The sequence below is a fragment of the Draconibacterium sp. IB214405 genome, from assembly GCF_033963885.1.
Taxonomy (GTDB): Bacteria; Bacteroidota; Bacteroidia; order Bacteroidales; family Prolixibacteraceae; genus Draconibacterium.
In genome coordinates this window covers 424628-440946 of record NZ_JAXBMA010000002.1, presented here as the reverse complement: position 1 = coordinate 440946, position 16319 = coordinate 424628, and the positions used below count along the sequence as shown (strand labels likewise).

Sequence of the window (16319 nt, the reverse complement as noted above, 5' to 3'; positions counted from 1 at the left end):
TTAAAATGTAAAAGATGTTTTGTTGGCGATTTTTAACAAGTATTCGCCGTATTGATTTTTACTTAGTGGTTTTGCCAATTCTATAAGTTGTTCGGTACTGATATAACCTTTTTTCCAGGCAATTTCTTCGATACACGAAACTTTGAGACCTTGACGTTGCTCAATAGTCGAAATAAAATTGGAAGCCTGCAACAAACTGTCGTGCGTTCCGGTATCTAACCAGGCAAAACCTCGACTGAGTAATTCCACATTTAATCGTTTTTCTTCAAGATAGATACGATTCAAATCTGTTATTTCATACTCACCTCGTTTTGAAGGCTTTAACCCTTTAGCCTTTTCAACCACATCGTTGGAATAAAAATAAAGCCCGGTTACAGCATAATTCGATTTTGGTTCTTCAGGTTTTTCTTCGATACTGATTACTTTTCCGGTTTCGTCGAACTCCACCACACCGTAGCGTTCCGGATCATTCACATAGTAACCAAATACAATGGCTCCATCATCCAGTGTTGCCGCCTGCTCCAAAATCCTGCGGAATTTATAACCATAGAATATATTGTCGCCGAGAATCATACAAACATTGTCGTCGCCAATAAATTCCTCACCTAAAACAAATGCCTGTGCCAAGCCATCAGGTGAAGGCTGTATTTTATACGATAGTTTTAATCCCAGTTGCGATCCGTCGCCAAACAACTTTTCGTACAAACCGATATCCTGCGGTGTGGATATAATTAATATCTCACGAATACCTGCCAACATCAATACCGATAACGGATAATAAATCATTGGTTTATCGTATACCGGTATTATTTGTTTTGAAATCGATCGTGTAATTGGATAGAGACGGGTTCCTGAACCGCCGGCTAAAACTATTCCCTTCATGTTATATAGTTTATTGTATTTAAAATAACAGGGTTCAAAAGTAAAGAAAAGAAACTCAGATTGCAATTGAAATGCTCAGCTTTGGCTTTTGTCCATTAAAATAAGTCGGTTTGTTACGAAATTGCCTTAATTTCCCTCGTTTTCAATAAAATAACGCGAATCCTTTGTTTAAATTGAATTTAGTATTAATTTTGCGCGCGCAAATTTTTAACAAATATAAAGTCTAACTCATTAATTTAATTAAAATTACATGACAGAAGAGAAGAAAAAAGATCTTGAGCAAGAAGTGCCAGAAACTCCTGTTCAAGACGAAAAACAAGAAGTAGTTGCAGAAACTACAGAAGCTCCGGTTGAAGAAACTGCAGCTGAAGAAAAAGCGGAGGCTCCTAAAGCTAAAGCAAAAAAAGAAAAGGCCGTTGAAACCACAGCTGAAGCAGATGCTGATTTTGATTGGGCGAGCCTTGAAACCGGTACCGATGCGTACTCTGAAAAAGAAAGAGGTAGCTTAGAAGACCTTTACAACAACACGCTTAACACCGTTACTGAAAAAGAAGTACTGGAAGGAAGCGTAATTTCGTTAAACAAACGCGAAGTTGTTGTTGACATAGGTTACAAGTCGGACGGTATTGTTAGCTTAAACGAATTCCGCTACAATCCTGAGTTGAAAGTAGGCGACAAAGTAGATGTTTACATCGAAAGTCTTGAAGATAAAAAAGGACAGATGATCCTTTCGCACAAAAAAGCGCGTGCAACTCGTTCTTGGGAGCGTGTTAACGAATCGCTTGAAAACGATGAAATCATCAAGGGATACATCAAATGTCGTACTAAAGGTGGTATGATCGTTGACGTATTTGGTATTGAAGCATTCTTACCAGGTTCGCAAATTGATGTTAAACCTATCCGCGACTACGATGTATACGTTGGTAAAACAATGGAATTCAAAGTGGTTAAAATCAACCACGAATATCGTAACGTTGTTGTTTCTCACAAAGCACTTATCGAGGCTGAGCTTGAGCAACAGAAGAAAGAAATTATCGCTAAACTTGAAAAAGGTCAGGTACTTGAAGGAACCGTTAAAAACGTTACTTCATACGGTGTATTTATGGACCTTGGTGGTGTTGACGGATTGATCCACATCACTGACTTGTCTTGGGGACGTATTTCTCACCCAAGCGAGATCGTTGAATTAGACCAGAAACTGAACGTTGTTATCCTTGATTTCGATGATGACAAAAAACGTATCGCTCTTGGTCTGAAACAATTAACTCCTCACCCATGGGATAACCTGGATTCAGAGTTGAAAGTTGGCGACAAAGTAAAAGGTAAAGTTGTTGTTATTGCCGACTACGGTGCATTCGTTGAGATTGCTCCTGGAGTTGAAGGTTTGATCCACGTTTCAGAAATGAGCTGGAGCCAGCACCTGCGCAGTGCACAAGACTTCTTAAGCGTTGGCGACGAAGTTGAGGCAGCTATCCTTACATTAGACCGCGACGAACGCAAAATGTCGTTGGGTATTAAACAACTGAAAGACGATCCTTGGTCGAAAATTGATACTGAATACGCTGTTGGTAGCAAGCACGCTGCAAAAGTTCGTAACTTCACAAACTTTGGTGTATTCGTAGAAATTACTGAAGGTGTTGACGGTTTGATTCACATTTCAGACCTGAGCTGGACGAAAAAAATCAAGCACCCGTCAGAATTCACTGCAATTGGTGCAGAGATTGAAGTTGTAGTACTTGACATCGACAAAGAAAACCGTCGTTTAAGTTTAGGACACAAACAACTGGAAGAAAATCCATGGGATGTATTCGAAACAATTTTCACTGCTGATTCAATTCACGAAGGAACCGTTATTGAGTTAATGGACAAAGGTGCTGTTATCGCACTTCCTTACGGTGTTGAAGGTTTTGCAACTCCTCGTCACCTGGTTAAAGAAGATGGTTCTTCTGTTAAACAAGACGAAAAACTTGATTTCAAAGTTATCGAGTTCAACAAATCAGCAAAACGAATCATTGTTTCTCATTCTCGTATTTACGAAGATGTTAAACGTGCAGCAGATGGCGAACAGCGTAAAGCTCAGAAAAGCTCTAACAAGCGTGCTATGAAAACTGTTAGCGATAACATCGAAAAAACTACTCTTGGCGACATCAGCGAATTAGCTGCTCTGAAATCGCAAATGGAGAAAGAAGAGAAAAAAGACAAATAAGCACTTGGTGTATTTAATTTGATTTTCGTAAATTGAAGCCATGGCATTCGAAATTCGAAAAAACGAAAAGTTTACCTTAGTAAAGGTAAACACCGACAGATTAGACACCAATAATGCGCCCGATCTGAAATCGGAGCTGGTTGTTATAAGCAACGATGGTGAAAAAAACATTATTCTGGATCTGAGCAGTGTAAGTTACTGCGACTCATCAGGTTTAAGATCAGTTTTAGTAGCCAATCGCTTGTGCGAAGACGCAATAGGAACTTTTATCCTGTGCGGCTTGCAACCAGATGTAGAAAACCTGGTAAAGATTTCGATGCTTCATACCGTTCTGTTAATTACTGAAACGGCCACTGAAGCAGAGGAATTGTTAGAGAAGAAAGAAACGCTGTAACAACAGAATGTCTTTCGAACTAACCATACTGGGTAGTAATTCAGCATTACCGACTTCAAATAGATATCCAACCGCCCAGGTACTTGATGTACCTGGGCGTTGTTTTTTAATCGACTGTGGCGAAGGAACCCAAATACAACTGCGAAGAAACAAGATCAGTTTCAGCAAAATCCAGCATATTTTTATCTCGCATTTGCACGGCGACCATTATTACGGTCTGATTGGATTGTTATCGACCATGAATTTATTGGGCGTAACATGTGACGTACATATTTATGCCCCCTCCGAATTAAAAACTCTTATTCAGCCTCAGCTCGACTTCGTTCGTGGAGAAATGAGTATAAAGCCCATTTTTCACCCCTTAAACCTGAAGAAACCGGCTACGATATTTGAAAACAAAACACTTGAGATCCTTTCATTCCCGGTAAAACACAGCATACCGACATTGGGTTTTTTGTTTCGTGAAAAACAAAAGCAAGCCAACATTAAAAAGGAAATGATAAAGTACTACAATATCCCACTGGCCGAAATAAAACACATTAAAGCAGGTGCCGACTTTAAAACAGAGAGCGGAGAAATAATCCCGAACGCAAAGCTTACAACTCCCCCACCAAAACCAAAATCATACGCATTTTGCACCGACACAGCTTTTCATCCGTCAATAGCAGAAACTATAAAGGATGTTGATTTGTTGTATCACGAAGCTACCTTTCTGGAAGAATTAAGGGAGTTGGCAGAAAAAACACTCCACTCAACCGCAAAACAAGCAGCAGAAATGGCAAAACTTTGTAATGCTTCAAAATTAATTATCGGGCACTTCTCCAGCCGGTTTAAAAAGATTGAAGCGTTTAAAAGCGAAGCAAAACAGGTATTTGAGAATACAGAACTGGCACTCGAGGGTAAAAAATTCACGATTTAAAGTTCTTCTTCACCCTCAAAAAATCCTTTATCAAAATTTACCAGGTATAACTTTTCGGTTGGTCGTGTAAAAGCGGTGTACAACCAACGGTAATATTCAGTATCCAGCATATCTTCGGTTAAATAACCATGATCGATAAATACAGCTTTCCACTGGCCCCCTTGCGCTTTGTGGCAGGTTAAAGCATAAGCATATTTTACTTGTAAGGCATTAAAATATGGATTCTCCTTAATCTTTTTCCAGCGTTCCTTTTTATTCCGGATGTCCAGATAATCTTCCGAAACAGCATCAAATAACTCGCGGTTGCGTTCGTATGGAAAAGAAGCAGACTCGATACTGAGCGTTTCCAAAAATATTTTACAATCCAACTCTACATCTTCATAATCGATAAAACGTAAACACACATCAGCAAAACGGAAACCATACAACTCCTCGTAACCATAAATCGAAATAATCTCAGCAATATCTCCGTTGGCAATAAAATCCAGCTTATCATCCTCGCCGGGCCAGAAATAATTGTTTTTAACCACCATCAACAGGTCGCCACGTTCAATCTCATTTTCCTTGTATAAAATAGAACCTCTGATTCCTTTATTAAACAGGTTGGCACGTTTATTCGAGCGCGTAACTACGGTAGTATCAAAAAAGCCATATTTGTCGTAACACGATGAAATCGTTTCAATCAACTCTCCTCCCGAAATACGTTCAACATCAGGATAGTTTTGTGTATCAATCGGGAAAAATCCTTCATAAACCTGCTCTCCTATTAATTCGCGCATTTCGGTGGCATTTCCAAGAATACCTGATCCTTCTGCCTGACGAACCACGTCTTTTAACTCTACTTCGGTTACTGAAAAACCATACTGTTCAAGGCTAAAAGCCTCCAGCGCCGGACTGATATTTAATCCCACGGGAGGAAGCTGTGCCGTATCGCCAACCAAAACCAAACGACAATTTTCGCCCGAATAAACGTATTCGAGCAGATCATCGAGTAAACGTCCGGTACCAAAAACAGAGTTCTCACTCATCTCGTTTGATATCATCGATGCTTCATCAACAATAAAATAGGTGTTTTTATATAGGTTCTTGTTCAGAACAAAACCACCAAATCCATCCGCTGAAGATTTTTGTCGGTATATTTTTTTATGAATGGTAAACGCCGGCATACCGGAGTAGGCACTCATTACTTTTGCAGCACGACCGGTTGGCGCCATTAAAACGGAACGAATTTTGAGGGAAAGCAAACATTGCGTTAGCGAGTATATCATTGTTGTTTTTCCGGTACCAGCATAACCTTTAATAAGCATTATGTTATCGGGCTCCGCACCTGTAATAAAAGAGGCCAAAGTGTCGATTAAGTGAGCTTGACAATTTGTAGGCGGGAAGCCCAGTTTTTCAGTTAATATGGCTTTTAAGTGATTTTTAATCATACCGGCTAAAATAACATTCGGTAAAGGAAGCTAATTTATTTTTTTTTTTAAATTTGCAGGCAAACGAAAAATGAACTTATAAAAAAATAAAAATGAGAACCGTAATTCAGATTGTATTATTCCTTGTAGCCGTTGTGCTTACATATTTTATTTATCAAAGTATTCAGCGTCCAATTACTTTCGACAAAGCGAAAGATGTACGCTATGAAGCAACAGTTGCAAAATTAAAAGACATTCGTAAAGCGGAATTAGCTTATAAAGATGTTTTTGGAGAATTTACCGGAAGTTGGGATACTCTGATTCACTTTGTTGCTACCGACTCGGTAAGAAACGTAAAAGCAATTGGTGAATTAACTGATAGTATGATTGAAGCTAAAATCACTGAGAAAAAAGCAATCGAAATGGGGCTTATTATTCGTGATACTGTAAAAGTTGGAGTTATTGACGCACTTTTCGGCGGTAACTACGATGCCAACAGTTTACGCTACGTTCCTGTACCAGGTGAACCTACTGAATTCCACCTTGGTGCCACAATCATCACAACCGGTTCTGGTATTAAGGTTCCAGTTTTTGAAGCTAAAGCTCACAACAATGTGGTTTTAAGAGGATTGGACGAGCAATTGATCATTAATCTTAACGATCAGCGCAGAACAAACGAAAAATACCCTGGTTTAAGAGTTGGATCTCTGGTTGAAACAAACAATAATGCTGGTAACTGGGAGTAAACATGCATGAATTTGTAGACGAGACCTTTCAACTGGATTCGTCCGGTGAAAAAATATTATCCATTCAGGCTAGCCTGAATGGATTTTCTTTTTCTATAATTTGCCCCGATCAAAACAAACTCCTCTATTTTAAAAGCACAGAACTAAAAATCAGTACCGAAAATTTAATGTCGCGGCATTTTGAGTCGTGGTTCGCTGAAGAAGCAGTACTACAAAACAACTTCAAAAAAGTAGTGCTGTTTTATCATTCAGGAAACCTAACACTTGTTCCTGACCATTTATTCGATTCCGACTCAAAAAATGAACTCCCCACTTTACTTTTTGATAACAATGAAAATTTAAGCTGGGTAAATAATTCTGTAGGTCAGATTAACGCACACCTATTATTTACAATACCTGAAGCGTTTCAACAAACAATAAACAAATACTTCCCTACAGCACAGATCACGCATCCGTTAAAGCCTTTAATAGCTAAAAACGAAGATTCAGGTGCTGGTCAGAATTTGATGCTGTTATTTGGCACCAATCATTTTTCGGTGGCCTTAAGCAATGATAACAAGTTAGAAATGGTGAACCATTTCAGTTTTAAACATCCGAATGATGTGGTTTATTTTATACTAACCATTCTAAGGCAATTCAAACTGGCACCAGGAAATATTCAGACTTTTTATGCCGGCGATATGGATGCTCACAACGGATTGGAAGATTTACTGAAAAAACATTTTCCCAATTCAGCCGAAATTCAAGCCAACATTGCAACTCCACCTTTTCTCGATAAATTACTCATAACAAAAAACATTAGTTTATTTTTGTAACTCATATGAGAATAATAGGCGGAACATTTAAAGGACGTATTTTTCATCCGGGAAAAAAATTTAAGGCACGACCAACAACCGACATTGCCAAGGAGGGATTATTTAATATTCTTGAAAACCGTTATGAGTTTTCGAACAAGAATGTTCTTGATCTTTTTTCAGGCACAGGAAGTATGGGCTACGAATTTTTAAGCAGAGGTTGTAACAGCGCCACCCTTGTTGAAACCTTCTTCCCGCATTACAAATTCATTCTAGAAGTTATTGAAGCTCTTAAAATTGAAAATGCAAGGGTTTTCAAAGCCGATGCCTTTAAGTTTGTGCAAAAAACAACCGATCGTTTTAATATCATTTTTGCCGATCCACCATTTGATCATCCAAAATTTAAGGAAGTTCCCGACGCAGTTCTCAATACTAATATTTTAGCAGAAGATGGACTTTTTATTCTGGAACATCCTAAAGAGTTCGATTTCTCGTCGCACAGCTGTTTTAAAGAGCTGCGTACATACGGAAAAGTAAATTTTAGTTTTTTCGAGAAATAAAAAACTCTCATCCATTACAGATGAGAGTTGCTCAATGAATAATCAAATATAATATTAATCAACTTTTCGCTTAATACCGCAACCAACAGGTTTTGTTTCGGTAATCGCTATTTGGTCATCATTTCCCAGGCTTATCAGCGCTTCTTTTAAATAAGCTTGTGTAACGCCTTCGGCATCTTTGTAATTGTCATCAATGGCGCCTTTGTACGCCAGTTTCATGTCGCCATCAAACAAAAACACATGTGGTGTTGTCTGTCCTCCAAAAGCGTTGGCAATTTTACTTTCCTTATCCACTACATAATTAAATTTGTAGTCTTCTGCTTCAGCTTTTTTCTGCATCTCTTCAAAGCTGTCGGCGCCATCTCGTTTCTGGTAATTCGAGTTCAACACAATCATTCCCACCTCGTTTTCGTCTGCCCATTCTTTTACCTCGTTAAAACGATCTTCCCAGGCCACAACAAACGGACAGGTATTGCATGAGAACATCACCAAAAGCCCATTTTCCAATTTGGCATCGCTCAACGACAATTCGGCACCCGAAACATCCTTCATTTTCACGTCGGTATGAACAGCCTTGTCACCAATCGCCAACTGCTTTCCATCTCCTGCATAAGCAAGGTTCACACCCAGTAGAATTACTAAAATAATAGCTAACTTTTTCATACGGTTATTCTTTAAATTAAAACGGTTTTGTAGTTCTGCCGGTTGATGGGCAGATTATTATACAATTTAAAAGACATACATGTCTTTTATTTTTAAAACACGCACAAGAAAAAATGGTTCAGTAGAAGTGAAAAGTGTAAACAAAATATTGTATTGATGGTTATGCTCACAGATATTTCACAGCTCTTATTTAAGCGTTAAAATGAAGTTAGATTCAGTTAGAAGAGAATACAAATACGCAGCACTTAACAAACAAAGTGTGGCCGTTTCACCCATCGATCAATTTAAAAGCTGGTTAAGTGATGCACAAGATGCCAACGTAAACGATTTTTCGGCCATGAGTCTGATCACCGCAGAAAAGGACGGTTTTCCGCAATCACGAATTGTACTTTTGAAAGATATTTCGATTGAAGGCTTTACATTCTTTACGAACTACGACAGCCAAAAAGGAAAAGCCATTGGCAAAAACAATAAAGTCGGGCTTCATTTTTTCTGGCCGGAACTGGAACGACAAGTTCGGATAGACGGAATTGCTGAAAAAACAACGAGGCAGACATCCGTGGATTATTTTAATTCACGTCCGATGGAAAGCCAGCTTGCAGCTTGTGCGTCGGATCAGAGTGCAACATTAGAGTCAAGAAGCGAATTAGATGAGCAGTTTAAAGCACTTCAGGAAACGTTAAATGGCCAACAACCCGAATGTCCGGAGAATTGGGGAGGCTACCTGGTACGTCCTGTAAAAATCGAATTCTGGCAAGGACGTGAAAGCCGCTTGCACGATCGGATTGTTTATGAGCTTATCGAAAATGAATGGAAAATTAAACGTTTGGCTCCCTGAATTACTCTTAGAAATCGAGATTTAGCGAACGTTTTAACAAAGCCAGATTCGGATTCTTTTTGGCCATTTCCTGGTATTTTTCAATATCAGAATAAATAACCTTTTCGCGTTTAATATCAGTAACAACCGTTTTTAAATTGATCTTTGAGTTGCGTAACTCCTTTCTCAGGTACGAAATCAACTCTGGTTTTACGTTCACCAATAATTCGTCCTGTATTCGGTTATCAACTTCCAGTAATAACGTCCAGTCTTCCTGAATGGTCGGCATAATCGACAACGTTGCTTTTATACTCGGACGGTCATCCAGCTGTGGAAGGAATGCTTTCCACTTTTCTTCCAATTGCTCGGCCGTAAAAGGTTCAGTTTCATCCGCCTTTGAATAAAGCTTAAACTGTTCTTTTGCTGACAATTGCTTTTTGTCGTCGTCGAAATCACCTTTTAGCGCACGTTTTATCGATGTTGTTCCAAGTCCGCGACCTGAACGTTTTACCAGTCTTTTTGTTGGAGTTGCCGGCGTTGACTGAACGGGTTGCTCAGCTTGTACCGTACCTCTTGCTGCTTTTACTGCCTGCGGAGTTTTTGTAACTGTTGTGGTTTGTTCGGACAGATTTTTGCCCGAAAAGATAGGTTCCAGGATGTCATCCTGATCTTCAGCTATTTTTTTTTTAAGGTTAGCTGTGCTATCCGTATCAATGCCAATTCAATAAGCAGTCGTTTATTCTGACTTGTTTTATATTGAATATCGCAAGTATTTGCAATTTGCATGGCATCGAGTAAAAAGTCACTTTCGGTAGCTGTAGCCTGCGCCCTGTACCGTTCTTTTATATGGCCGCTAACTTCGAGCAGTTGAATGGTAACCGCATCTTTACAAACCAGTAAGTCGCGGAAATGGCTGCTTAAACCGGTTATAAAATGATGCCCGTCGAAACCGTGATTCAGAATATCGTTAAAGATCACCAGCACCTCGGTTACGTTGTTCTTCATGAACTCGTCGACCAGGCGGAAATAATAATCGTAATCCAACACATTCAGGTTGGTTATTACATCCTGATACGTGATCTTTTTACCTGAGAAACTTACAATCTGGTCGAAAATTGAAAGCGCATCGCGCATTGCCCCGTCGGCTTTTTGAGCGATAATATTCAATCCTGCATTTTCAACTTCAACACTTTCGCTTTTGGCAACATATTCCAGATGGTCAGAAATATCACTTACACCGATACGGTTAAAATCGAAAATCTGACAACGCGAAAGAATCGTTGGAATGATCTTGTGCTTTTCGGTAGTAGCCAAAATAAAAATGGCATGCTTTGGCGGTTCTTCCAAAGTTTTCAGGAAAGCGTTAAAAGCCTGCGACGACAACATGTGAACCTCATCGATGATATACACGCTGTACTTTCCCATTTGTGGAGGAACCCGCACCTGGTCGGTCAAATTCCGGATATCGTCAACCGAGTTATTCGAAGCAGCATCCAATTCGTGAATATTAAACGAACGGCTGCTGTTAAACGAAGTACACGATTCGCATTCGTTACAAGCCTCAGTTTCGTCGGTGAGATTTGTACAGTTTATCGTCTTTGCAAAAATACGTGCACAGGTGGTCTTCCCTACTCCACGCGGGCCACAAAACAAATAGGCATGCGCCAACTGATTGCTTTTAATGGCATTCTTAAGCGTGTTCGTAATCGATGCTTGTGCAACCACGGTCTCAAACGAGTCGGGTCTGTATTTTCGTGCTGATACAATAAAATTCTCCATAATCTCCCTAAGAAGTTGACCAAAGATAATTAAATATGGCTTTTGGGCACGCCTTTTTTATTAACATCATTTGTGTTACTTTTAGAAACCTTTGATTGTGAAAAGATTAGAAACCATGAGAATTTATATCTTATATCTGCTACTGTTTTGTGCTTCCTCTGCAATGGGTCAAAATAAAACCATTTATGATTTTTCGGCTCTTACAATTGATGGCGACACATTACATTTTTCGAGCCTTGCAGGGAAGAAAATACTGGTTGTAAATACCGCGTCGGAATGTATGTTTACGCCACAATACGAAAAACTGCAGGAATTATACGAAGAATATGGCGGCGATGATTTTGAGATTATTGCTTTTCCGTGTAACGATTTTGGGAAACAGGAACCGGGCGACAACGCATCAATTAAGGAATTCTGCCAGCAATATCCAATCAGTTTTACACTGATGCAAAAAATAACAATTAAAGGCGACGATGTGCCACCTGTTTACCGCTGGCTAACCGACAGCAAAGAAAACGGTACGCTCGATGCAAAAGTGAAGTGGAATTTTCAAAAGTTTATGATTGATGAAACCGGTAGCGTTGTTGATTTTGTTGGACCTGCAATCAGTCCGCTAAGCAATAAAATCAAAGAGTGGCTGGAAGAATAATTTATTGCTTAAACAGTTTTCCCGGCCCTTCAGTTTTTGTAGGAACTTTTCCGTGAATATTGCCGCCACGCCATTCAGTGCGCCCCTTATTCTTGCCAAAACTTATTGCTTTTTTATCGTTCTTTTTAAATTCCTGTCTGAAATACTCTACCGAATAAAGCGGTAAAAAAACAACAAAAAACACGACAAGTCCGCCGATGAGCCACGGACGGGTATTTACAGGTGTAAACAGGTGGATAAACAAAGCAACCAGCTCAAAAAACAATACTCCCGGCCCGGAGATATACAAAACTATTTTCTTTATCTTCTCCATAATCAAACCTTATGATGTGGCTGCGGTAGTCACTGCAACAGAAGCTGCAACCGCCTGAGCGGCTGAAATTGCATCGGCAACAGCTGCCGACACCCTGTTTTTAACCATCATTTGTTTTAAGCGCGCTTTTGCTTCTTTTCGTTTTTTCCGATCGATGTAAATTCGGTTCAATAACCTTCCTGGCTCTAATAGGGAGAGAAAAATCAAATCTTCTTCCACGGTGGTTCCCTTAAAAATATTGGTATCAGTTTCGGCAACCAACCGATACATCACCTGCTTGTTGGTAATAACCGGTTTTTTCCATTTAAAGAACAGGAATTTTTTCGATTCCAGTCTTATCAGCCGTTTCTCAAACATACCCTTTTGTACCTCCCCGATGATGTATTTATGCGATAAATTCAGTTTTTGAATCCACCTGATAATTTTTCGGGGTGATTTTGCCTCATTCAATTTAGCGAGGATAAAACGATGTAAAGGCGAATCCGATTTAGTAGAAAGTACGATAATTCTCTTCTCATCAAATTTTATCTTCTTATCTAAATACAGCTCCATAAGAATCGATCCGATTACCACATAATTCATTGCAGTGATTGATGCCGACCGAATTCCGCCCTTTTCAGGATGAATACCGAGTAAATATATTTTTTGAGATAAAGGAATTGCCTGATCCATTCGATTTTAATTTTTTTCTTGCTTAATTCGTAAGAAAATTTTGGATAAAGTTACAAATAGAATTATGAATAAAGGATTTGCAAGCGACAATAATTCAGGTGTTCATCCAACGATATTAAAAGCAATGGAAGCTGCCAACACAGGCCATGTTGTTGGTTATGGAGGAGATAGCTACACCACCGAAGCCATCGAAAAGTTTAAAGAAAAGTTTGGCAAAAACACCGAAGTATTTTTTGTTTTTAATGGCACCGGGGCCAATGTGCTGGGCTTATCAACCGTAACACAAAGTTTCAACTCTATAATTTGTGCCGAAACCGCACATATCCAGGAAGACGAATGTGGTGCACCCGAAAAGTTTACGGGCTGCAAACTTATTCCGGTTGAACCGGTAAACGGAAAGGTAACTCCCGAAGCCGTTCTGCCGCATTTAAAAGGTTTTGATTTTGAACACCACTCGCAGCCAAAAGTTATTTCGATTTCGCAGGTAACCGAGATGGGAACTGTTTATTCGCCAGAAGAAATTAAAACGCTGGCCGAGCTGGCTCATAAACACAATATGTATTTACACATGGACGGGGCGCGGATTGCCAATGCTGCGGTTGCTCTCGATATGGATTTTCGTGAATTCACGGTAGCTTGTGGTGTGGATATTCTATCGTTTGGCGGCACAAAAAACGGGATGATGTTGGGCGAAGCAGTTCTGTTTTTTAATCCTGAGTTGACAGCACAAACGAAATACCTGCGCAAACAAAGTATGCAACTTTATTCAAAAATGCGTTTTGTTAGTGCGCAGTTCCTTGCCTATTTCAAGAACGATCTTTGGAAAGAAACCGCTACACATGCCAATAAAATGGCAAAATTGTTAGAAGCAGAAGTTGCAAAAATCCCGGAAATAAAAATCACGCAACCGGTGTCGGCAAACGGAGTATTTGCTATCGTTCCTGAAGAAATTATCGAACCACTGCGCGAACGTTTCTTTTTTTACATGTGGGACGAAATGTTATCAGAAGTGCGCTGGATGACATCGTTCGATACAACGGAGGATGAAATTGTTGAGTTTGTTGCACTGATTAAAACATTACTGAATTAATGTAATCTAGTTGTGAGAATCAGGCTTCGACTACGCTCAGCCTGACTGTCATCCTGAGCGTAGTCGAAGGGTGAATTGCATTAAATATTAACGTAAACAGATAAATGCCACTATTTCGATATTATCCCAGCAATCCTAAAAACCTGGATCCGGAGATGGAGAAAAAGATCTTTTTCCACAGTCTTCTGTTTCCGGCCATTTTTGTTTTGTTGTTATGGATTGTGAAGATTATAGAGCTAACTGCAGGATTGAGTTTTGTGAAACTCGGGATTTTTCCGCGGCATTTAAATGGCTTACAAGGCGTTCTCTTCTCCCCTTTTATTCACTCCGATTTTAGCCACCTTATTTCCAATTCGTTGCCGTTTTTCATACTGGGTTTTATGCTTATTTATTTCTATCGGCGCATTTCGTACCGCATCTTTTTTCTGCTGTATATTCTATCGGGCATCAGTACCTGGTTTATGGGACGCGAAGCCTGGCACATTGGTGCAAGCGGAGTAGTTTATGCGTTGGCAGCTTTTCATTTTGTAAGTGGAATTATTCGTTCCGATGTGCGTTTACTCACGCTTTCAGCAATTGTAGTTTTTCTGTACGGAGGATTGGTTTGGGGACTGTTACCCATCCGTCCTGAAATTTCGTGGGAAGGCCATTTATCAGGAGCTATATTTGGAGTGGCACTGGCATTTTACTACCGAAAATACATTGTTCGTCGTGAAAAATTTGATTGGGAAGACGAACCCGACGATGACGAAGAGGAAGACGATTTTACCAATGATACCGGAGAAATAGTTTTTACCGAATCAACAACCACTTCTATTGCAGACAGTACCGACGATACTCCCAAAATAAAATAGGTTTCAGCCTTTTAATAAATGCTTTGCATAATTCAAGTAGCACAAATTATTCCTGCATTTAACAATATCGTTATCTGCCACTTATAAAAGCCAGCTTCACATTAAAATAACTTTCAGCAATTGAATTATTTTCTGAGCAGAGATTAAAAAAAAGGTGTAATTTTGCACCGAAATTATACGAAGTTCATTAAAAATGATTAGCAGAAGGATTATCCGCACAAAGGTTCTACAAGTATTGTACGCCTACTACTCCACCGACGAGAAATCGATCAACAACACAGAGAAAGAACTGTTCTTTTGTATCCACAAAGCTTACGACCTTTATCACTACCTGTTTTCACTGGTAACCGAAATTGCGGATTACGCAGAAGGACGTATCGAAATCAGACGAAACAAACATCAACCAACCCACGAAGATCTTAACCCGAATACCAAGTTTATAACCAACCAGGTTATTCATCAGTTACGCAATAATAACAAGCTGAACACTTATCTCGATCAGAAAAAGCTGAGCTGGAAAGATCACCCTGAGCTTATTAAGGAATTGTACCTGATGATGATCGAGTCGGATATTTACGCTGAATACATGGCCGACGCAAGTCGCTCGTACCTGAACGACCGCAAGTTTATCGAGAAACTATTCAATAAGATTATTCTTGTTTCGGAAGATTTGTACATGGTTCTTGAGGAACAAAGCATTTACTGGAACGACGATGTAGAGTTTGTTATTTCAATGATTTCGAAAACGCTGAAAAGGTTTAACGAACTTTCAGATTCTGACCAGTCGCTAATGCCGATGTATAAAGACCAGGAGGATCGCGATTTCACAAAAGATTTGTTGCGCAAAGCCATTATCAACCACGACGAATTACGTGAACTGATTAAAGAACACTCGCGTAACTGGGATGTGGAACGTATTGCTTTTATGGATATTCTTATCATGCAACTGGCAATAACCGAGTTCTTGTATTTCCCGACTATCCCGACAAAAGTAACGTTAAACGAATACATCGAATTGTCGAAATTTTACAGCACCGAAAAGAGCCGCAATTTTATTAACGGAATTCTGGACAAAACGCTGAAAGATTTAAAACGTACTGAAAAAATCAGCAAAGAAGGAAGAGGATTGATTGGCGAATAATGCACAAACTTGTTTTCATATTTCTGCTTGCCTTTTTGTTTTCGTGCGGAACCAAAAAGAATACCGGCAATGAAAATGAACAAACTACAAGTGAATTGTCGCCAACAGAAATTTCAATCGATGAAGCCGTACATAATTTCGGACATTTAGAAGCCGGAGAAATTGTAGTGCACACCTTTGTTTTAAGCAACACCGGCGATAGCGATTTTGTAATCCAGAGTCTTGAAACCGATTGTGGATGTGTAAATGCACAGTACAATAAAAAGCATATAAAACCGGGCGAAACCGGCTTAATTGAGGTGGAATTTAACACTGCAGGACTGGTTGGACGGGAATACAAAACAATTGAGATCCTTGGAAATAGCAAAGAATTAAAACATATTGCTATTTTTGCTCAGGTTAAGAACGAAATTATAGATATTAAATATTAA

Annotated in this window: 19 protein-coding genes; 12 read left to right on the top strand and 7 right to left on the bottom strand. The window is 39.4% G+C overall.

Annotated features, from left to right (window positions below; genetic code table 11):
* Window positions 1-882 carry a glucose-1-phosphate thymidylyltransferase RfbA gene (rfbA, locus tag SLH46_RS08260; protein WP_320280695.1) on the bottom strand — a complete coding sequence of 294 codons (882 nt, stop codon included), beginning with the start codon at window positions 880-882 and terminating at the stop codon, window positions 1-3.
* A 250-nt stretch (window positions 883-1132) separates the two neighbouring features.
* Between rfbA and rpsA the strand changes: the two genes are divergently transcribed.
* The 3 genes from rpsA to SLH46_RS08245 are packed head-to-tail and all read left to right on the top strand — an operon-like array spanning window position 1133 to window position 4401.
* The gene (gene rpsA / locus SLH46_RS08255; protein ID WP_320280694.1) at window positions 1133-3088 is read left to right on the top strand and encodes a 30S ribosomal protein S1; all 1956 of its coding nucleotides are present in this window, start codon (window positions 1133-1135) and stop codon (window positions 3086-3088) included.
* Window positions 3089-3128: 40 nt separating this feature from the next.
* Window positions 3129-3482 (top strand): STAS domain-containing protein, encoded by a 354-nt coding sequence (locus SLH46_RS08250; RefSeq protein WP_320280693.1) that lies wholly within the window; start codon window positions 3129-3131, stop codon window positions 3480-3482.
* 7 nt (window positions 3483-3489) lie between these two features.
* Window positions 3490-4401 carry a ribonuclease Z gene (locus SLH46_RS08245; protein ID WP_320280692.1) on the top strand — a complete coding sequence of 304 codons (912 nt, stop codon included), beginning with the start codon at window positions 3490-3492 and terminating at the stop codon, window positions 4399-4401.
* Here SLH46_RS08245 and SLH46_RS08240 read toward each other — a convergent pair.
* Window positions 4398-5831, bottom strand: coding sequence for an ATP-dependent DNA helicase (locus tag SLH46_RS08240; RefSeq protein ID WP_320280691.1), 1434 nt, complete (start codon window positions 5829-5831; stop codon window positions 4398-4400). The two genes, SLH46_RS08245 and SLH46_RS08240, sit on opposite strands and share 4 nt — an antisense overlap.
* A 92-nt stretch (window positions 5832-5923) precedes the next feature.
* Here SLH46_RS08240 and SLH46_RS08235 point away from each other — a divergent pair, with 92 nt between their 5' ends.
* Genes SLH46_RS08235 through rsmD form a run of 3 tightly spaced genes read left to right on the top strand, consistent with a single transcriptional unit; the run spans window position 5924 to window position 7910 of the window.
* Complete coding sequence (locus SLH46_RS08235) at window positions 5924-6556, top strand: hypothetical protein (RefSeq protein WP_320280690.1); 633 nt, start codon at window positions 5924-5926, stop codon at window positions 6554-6556.
* A gap of 2 nt (window positions 6557-6558) precedes the next feature.
* Window positions 6559-7371: a DUF3822 family protein gene (locus SLH46_RS08230; protein WP_320280689.1), complete on the top strand. Its 813-nt coding sequence runs from the start codon at window positions 6559-6561 to the stop codon at window positions 7369-7371.
* Window positions 7372-7376: 5 nt separating this feature from the next.
* Window positions 7377-7910, top strand: coding sequence for a 16S rRNA (guanine(966)-N(2))-methyltransferase RsmD (gene rsmD / locus SLH46_RS08225; protein ID WP_320280688.1), 534 nt, complete (start codon window positions 7377-7379; stop codon window positions 7908-7910).
* A 54-nt stretch (window positions 7911-7964) separates the two neighbouring features.
* Here rsmD and SLH46_RS08220 read toward each other — a convergent pair whose 3' ends face one another.
* Window positions 7965-8573, bottom strand: a complete 609-nt coding sequence (locus SLH46_RS08220; protein WP_320280687.1) for a redoxin domain-containing protein — start codon at window positions 8571-8573, stop codon at window positions 7965-7967.
* 202 nt (window positions 8574-8775) lie between these two features.
* Here SLH46_RS08220 and pdxH point away from each other — a divergent pair, with 202 nt between their 5' ends.
* Window positions 8776-9411, top strand: coding sequence for a pyridoxamine 5'-phosphate oxidase (gene pdxH, locus SLH46_RS08215; protein ID WP_320280686.1), 636 nt, complete (start codon window positions 8776-8778; stop codon window positions 9409-9411).
* 7 nt (window positions 9412-9418) lie between these two features.
* Here the strand turns inward: pdxH and SLH46_RS08210 are convergent, their stop codons facing one another.
* Together SLH46_RS08210 and SLH46_RS08205 are read right to left on the bottom strand one after the other, a co-directional pair.
* A complete protein-coding gene (locus SLH46_RS08210; protein ID WP_320280685.1) occupies window positions 9419-9820 on the bottom strand; it encodes a hypothetical protein in 402 nt (133 codons plus the stop codon).
* A gap of 245 nt (window positions 9821-10065) precedes the next feature.
* Window positions 10066-11169 (bottom strand): DNA polymerase III subunit gamma/tau, encoded by a 1104-nt coding sequence (locus tag SLH46_RS08205; protein WP_320280684.1) that lies wholly within the window; start codon window positions 11167-11169, stop codon window positions 10066-10068.
* Window positions 11170-11284: 115 nt separating this feature from the next.
* Between SLH46_RS08205 and SLH46_RS08200 the strand changes: the two genes are divergently transcribed.
* Complete coding sequence (locus tag SLH46_RS08200) at window positions 11285-11818, top strand: glutathione peroxidase (RefSeq protein ID WP_320280683.1); 534 nt, start codon at window positions 11285-11287, stop codon at window positions 11816-11818.
* Window position 11819: 1 nt separating this feature from the next.
* On the opposite strand, the gene SLH46_RS08195 is transcribed toward SLH46_RS08200, so the two are convergent.
* On the bottom strand, window positions 11820-12131 hold the full coding sequence (locus SLH46_RS08195) for a hypothetical protein (RefSeq protein WP_320280682.1): 312 nt from the start codon (window positions 12129-12131) through the stop codon (window positions 11820-11822).
* 9 nt (window positions 12132-12140) lie between these two features.
* Window positions 12141-12803 (bottom strand): GOLPH3/VPS74 family protein, encoded by a 663-nt coding sequence (locus SLH46_RS08190; RefSeq protein WP_320280681.1) that lies wholly within the window; start codon window positions 12801-12803, stop codon window positions 12141-12143.
* A 64-nt stretch (window positions 12804-12867) separates the two neighbouring features.
* Here SLH46_RS08190 and SLH46_RS08185 point away from each other — a divergent pair, with 64 nt between their 5' ends.
* The 4 genes from SLH46_RS08185 (at window position 12868) to SLH46_RS08170 (ending at window position 16319) form a co-directional block, all read left to right on the top strand.
* Window positions 12868-13893, top strand: a complete 1026-nt coding sequence (locus tag SLH46_RS08185; protein ID WP_320280680.1) for a threonine aldolase family protein — start codon at window positions 12868-12870, stop codon at window positions 13891-13893.
* A gap of 104 nt (window positions 13894-13997) precedes the next feature.
* Window positions 13998-14747, top strand: a complete 750-nt coding sequence (locus SLH46_RS08180; protein WP_320280679.1) for a rhomboid family intramembrane serine protease — start codon at window positions 13998-14000, stop codon at window positions 14745-14747.
* A gap of 193 nt (window positions 14748-14940) precedes the next feature.
* Window positions 14941-15888, top strand: a complete 948-nt coding sequence (nusB, locus tag SLH46_RS08175) for a transcription antitermination factor NusB (protein WP_320280678.1) — start codon at window positions 14941-14943, stop codon at window positions 15886-15888.
* Entirely contained in the window at window positions 15888-16319 is a 432-nt protein-coding gene (locus SLH46_RS08170) for a DUF1573 domain-containing protein (RefSeq protein WP_320280677.1), read from the top strand. The genes nusB and SLH46_RS08170 overlap by 1 nt, the downstream gene beginning before the upstream one ends.

Excerpts from the sequence above, each read along its gene's own strand:
- rfbA (WP_320280695.1), bottom strand. The coding sequence starts at position 882 with ATGAAGGGAATAGTTTTAGCCGGCGGTTCAGGAACCCGTCTCTATCCA.
- rpsA (WP_320280694.1), top strand. The coding sequence starts at position 1,133 with ATGACAGAAGAGAAGAAAAAAGATCTTGAGCAAGAAGTGCCAGAAACT.
- SLH46_RS08250 (WP_320280693.1), top strand. The coding sequence starts at position 3,129 with ATGGCATTCGAAATTCGAAAAAACGAAAAGTTTACCTTAGTAAAGGTA.
- SLH46_RS08245 (WP_320280692.1), top strand. The coding sequence starts at position 3,490 with ATGTCTTTCGAACTAACCATACTGGGTAGTAATTCAGCATTACCGACT.
- SLH46_RS08240 (WP_320280691.1), bottom strand. The coding sequence starts at position 5,831 with ATGATTAAAAATCACTTAAAAGCCATATTAACTGAAAAACTGGGCTTC.
- SLH46_RS08235 (WP_320280690.1), top strand. The coding sequence starts at position 5,924 with ATGAGAACCGTAATTCAGATTGTATTATTCCTTGTAGCCGTTGTGCTT.
- SLH46_RS08230 (WP_320280689.1), top strand. The coding sequence starts at position 6,559 with ATGCATGAATTTGTAGACGAGACCTTTCAACTGGATTCGTCCGGTGAA.
- rsmD (WP_320280688.1), top strand. The coding sequence starts at position 7,377 with ATGAGAATAATAGGCGGAACATTTAAAGGACGTATTTTTCATCCGGGA.
- SLH46_RS08220 (WP_320280687.1), bottom strand. The coding sequence starts at position 8,573 with ATGAAAAAGTTAGCTATTATTTTAGTAATTCTACTGGGTGTGAACCTT.
- pdxH (WP_320280686.1), top strand. The coding sequence starts at position 8,776 with ATGAAGTTAGATTCAGTTAGAAGAGAATACAAATACGCAGCACTTAAC.
- SLH46_RS08205 (WP_320280684.1), bottom strand. The coding sequence starts at position 11,169 with ATGGAGAATTTTATTGTATCAGCACGAAAATACAGACCCGACTCGTTT.
- SLH46_RS08200 (WP_320280683.1), top strand. The coding sequence starts at position 11,285 with ATGAGAATTTATATCTTATATCTGCTACTGTTTTGTGCTTCCTCTGCA.
- SLH46_RS08195 (WP_320280682.1), bottom strand. The coding sequence starts at position 12,131 with ATGGAGAAGATAAAGAAAATAGTTTTGTATATCTCCGGGCCGGGAGTA.
- SLH46_RS08190 (WP_320280681.1), bottom strand. The coding sequence starts at position 12,803 with ATGGATCAGGCAATTCCTTTATCTCAAAAAATATATTTACTCGGTATT.
- SLH46_RS08185 (WP_320280680.1), top strand. The coding sequence starts at position 12,868 with ATGAATAAAGGATTTGCAAGCGACAATAATTCAGGTGTTCATCCAACG.
- SLH46_RS08180 (WP_320280679.1), top strand. The coding sequence starts at position 13,998 with ATGCCACTATTTCGATATTATCCCAGCAATCCTAAAAACCTGGATCCG.
- nusB (WP_320280678.1), top strand. The coding sequence starts at position 14,941 with ATGATTAGCAGAAGGATTATCCGCACAAAGGTTCTACAAGTATTGTAC.
- SLH46_RS08170 (WP_320280677.1), top strand. The coding sequence starts at position 15,888 with ATGCACAAACTTGTTTTCATATTTCTGCTTGCCTTTTTGTTTTCGTGC.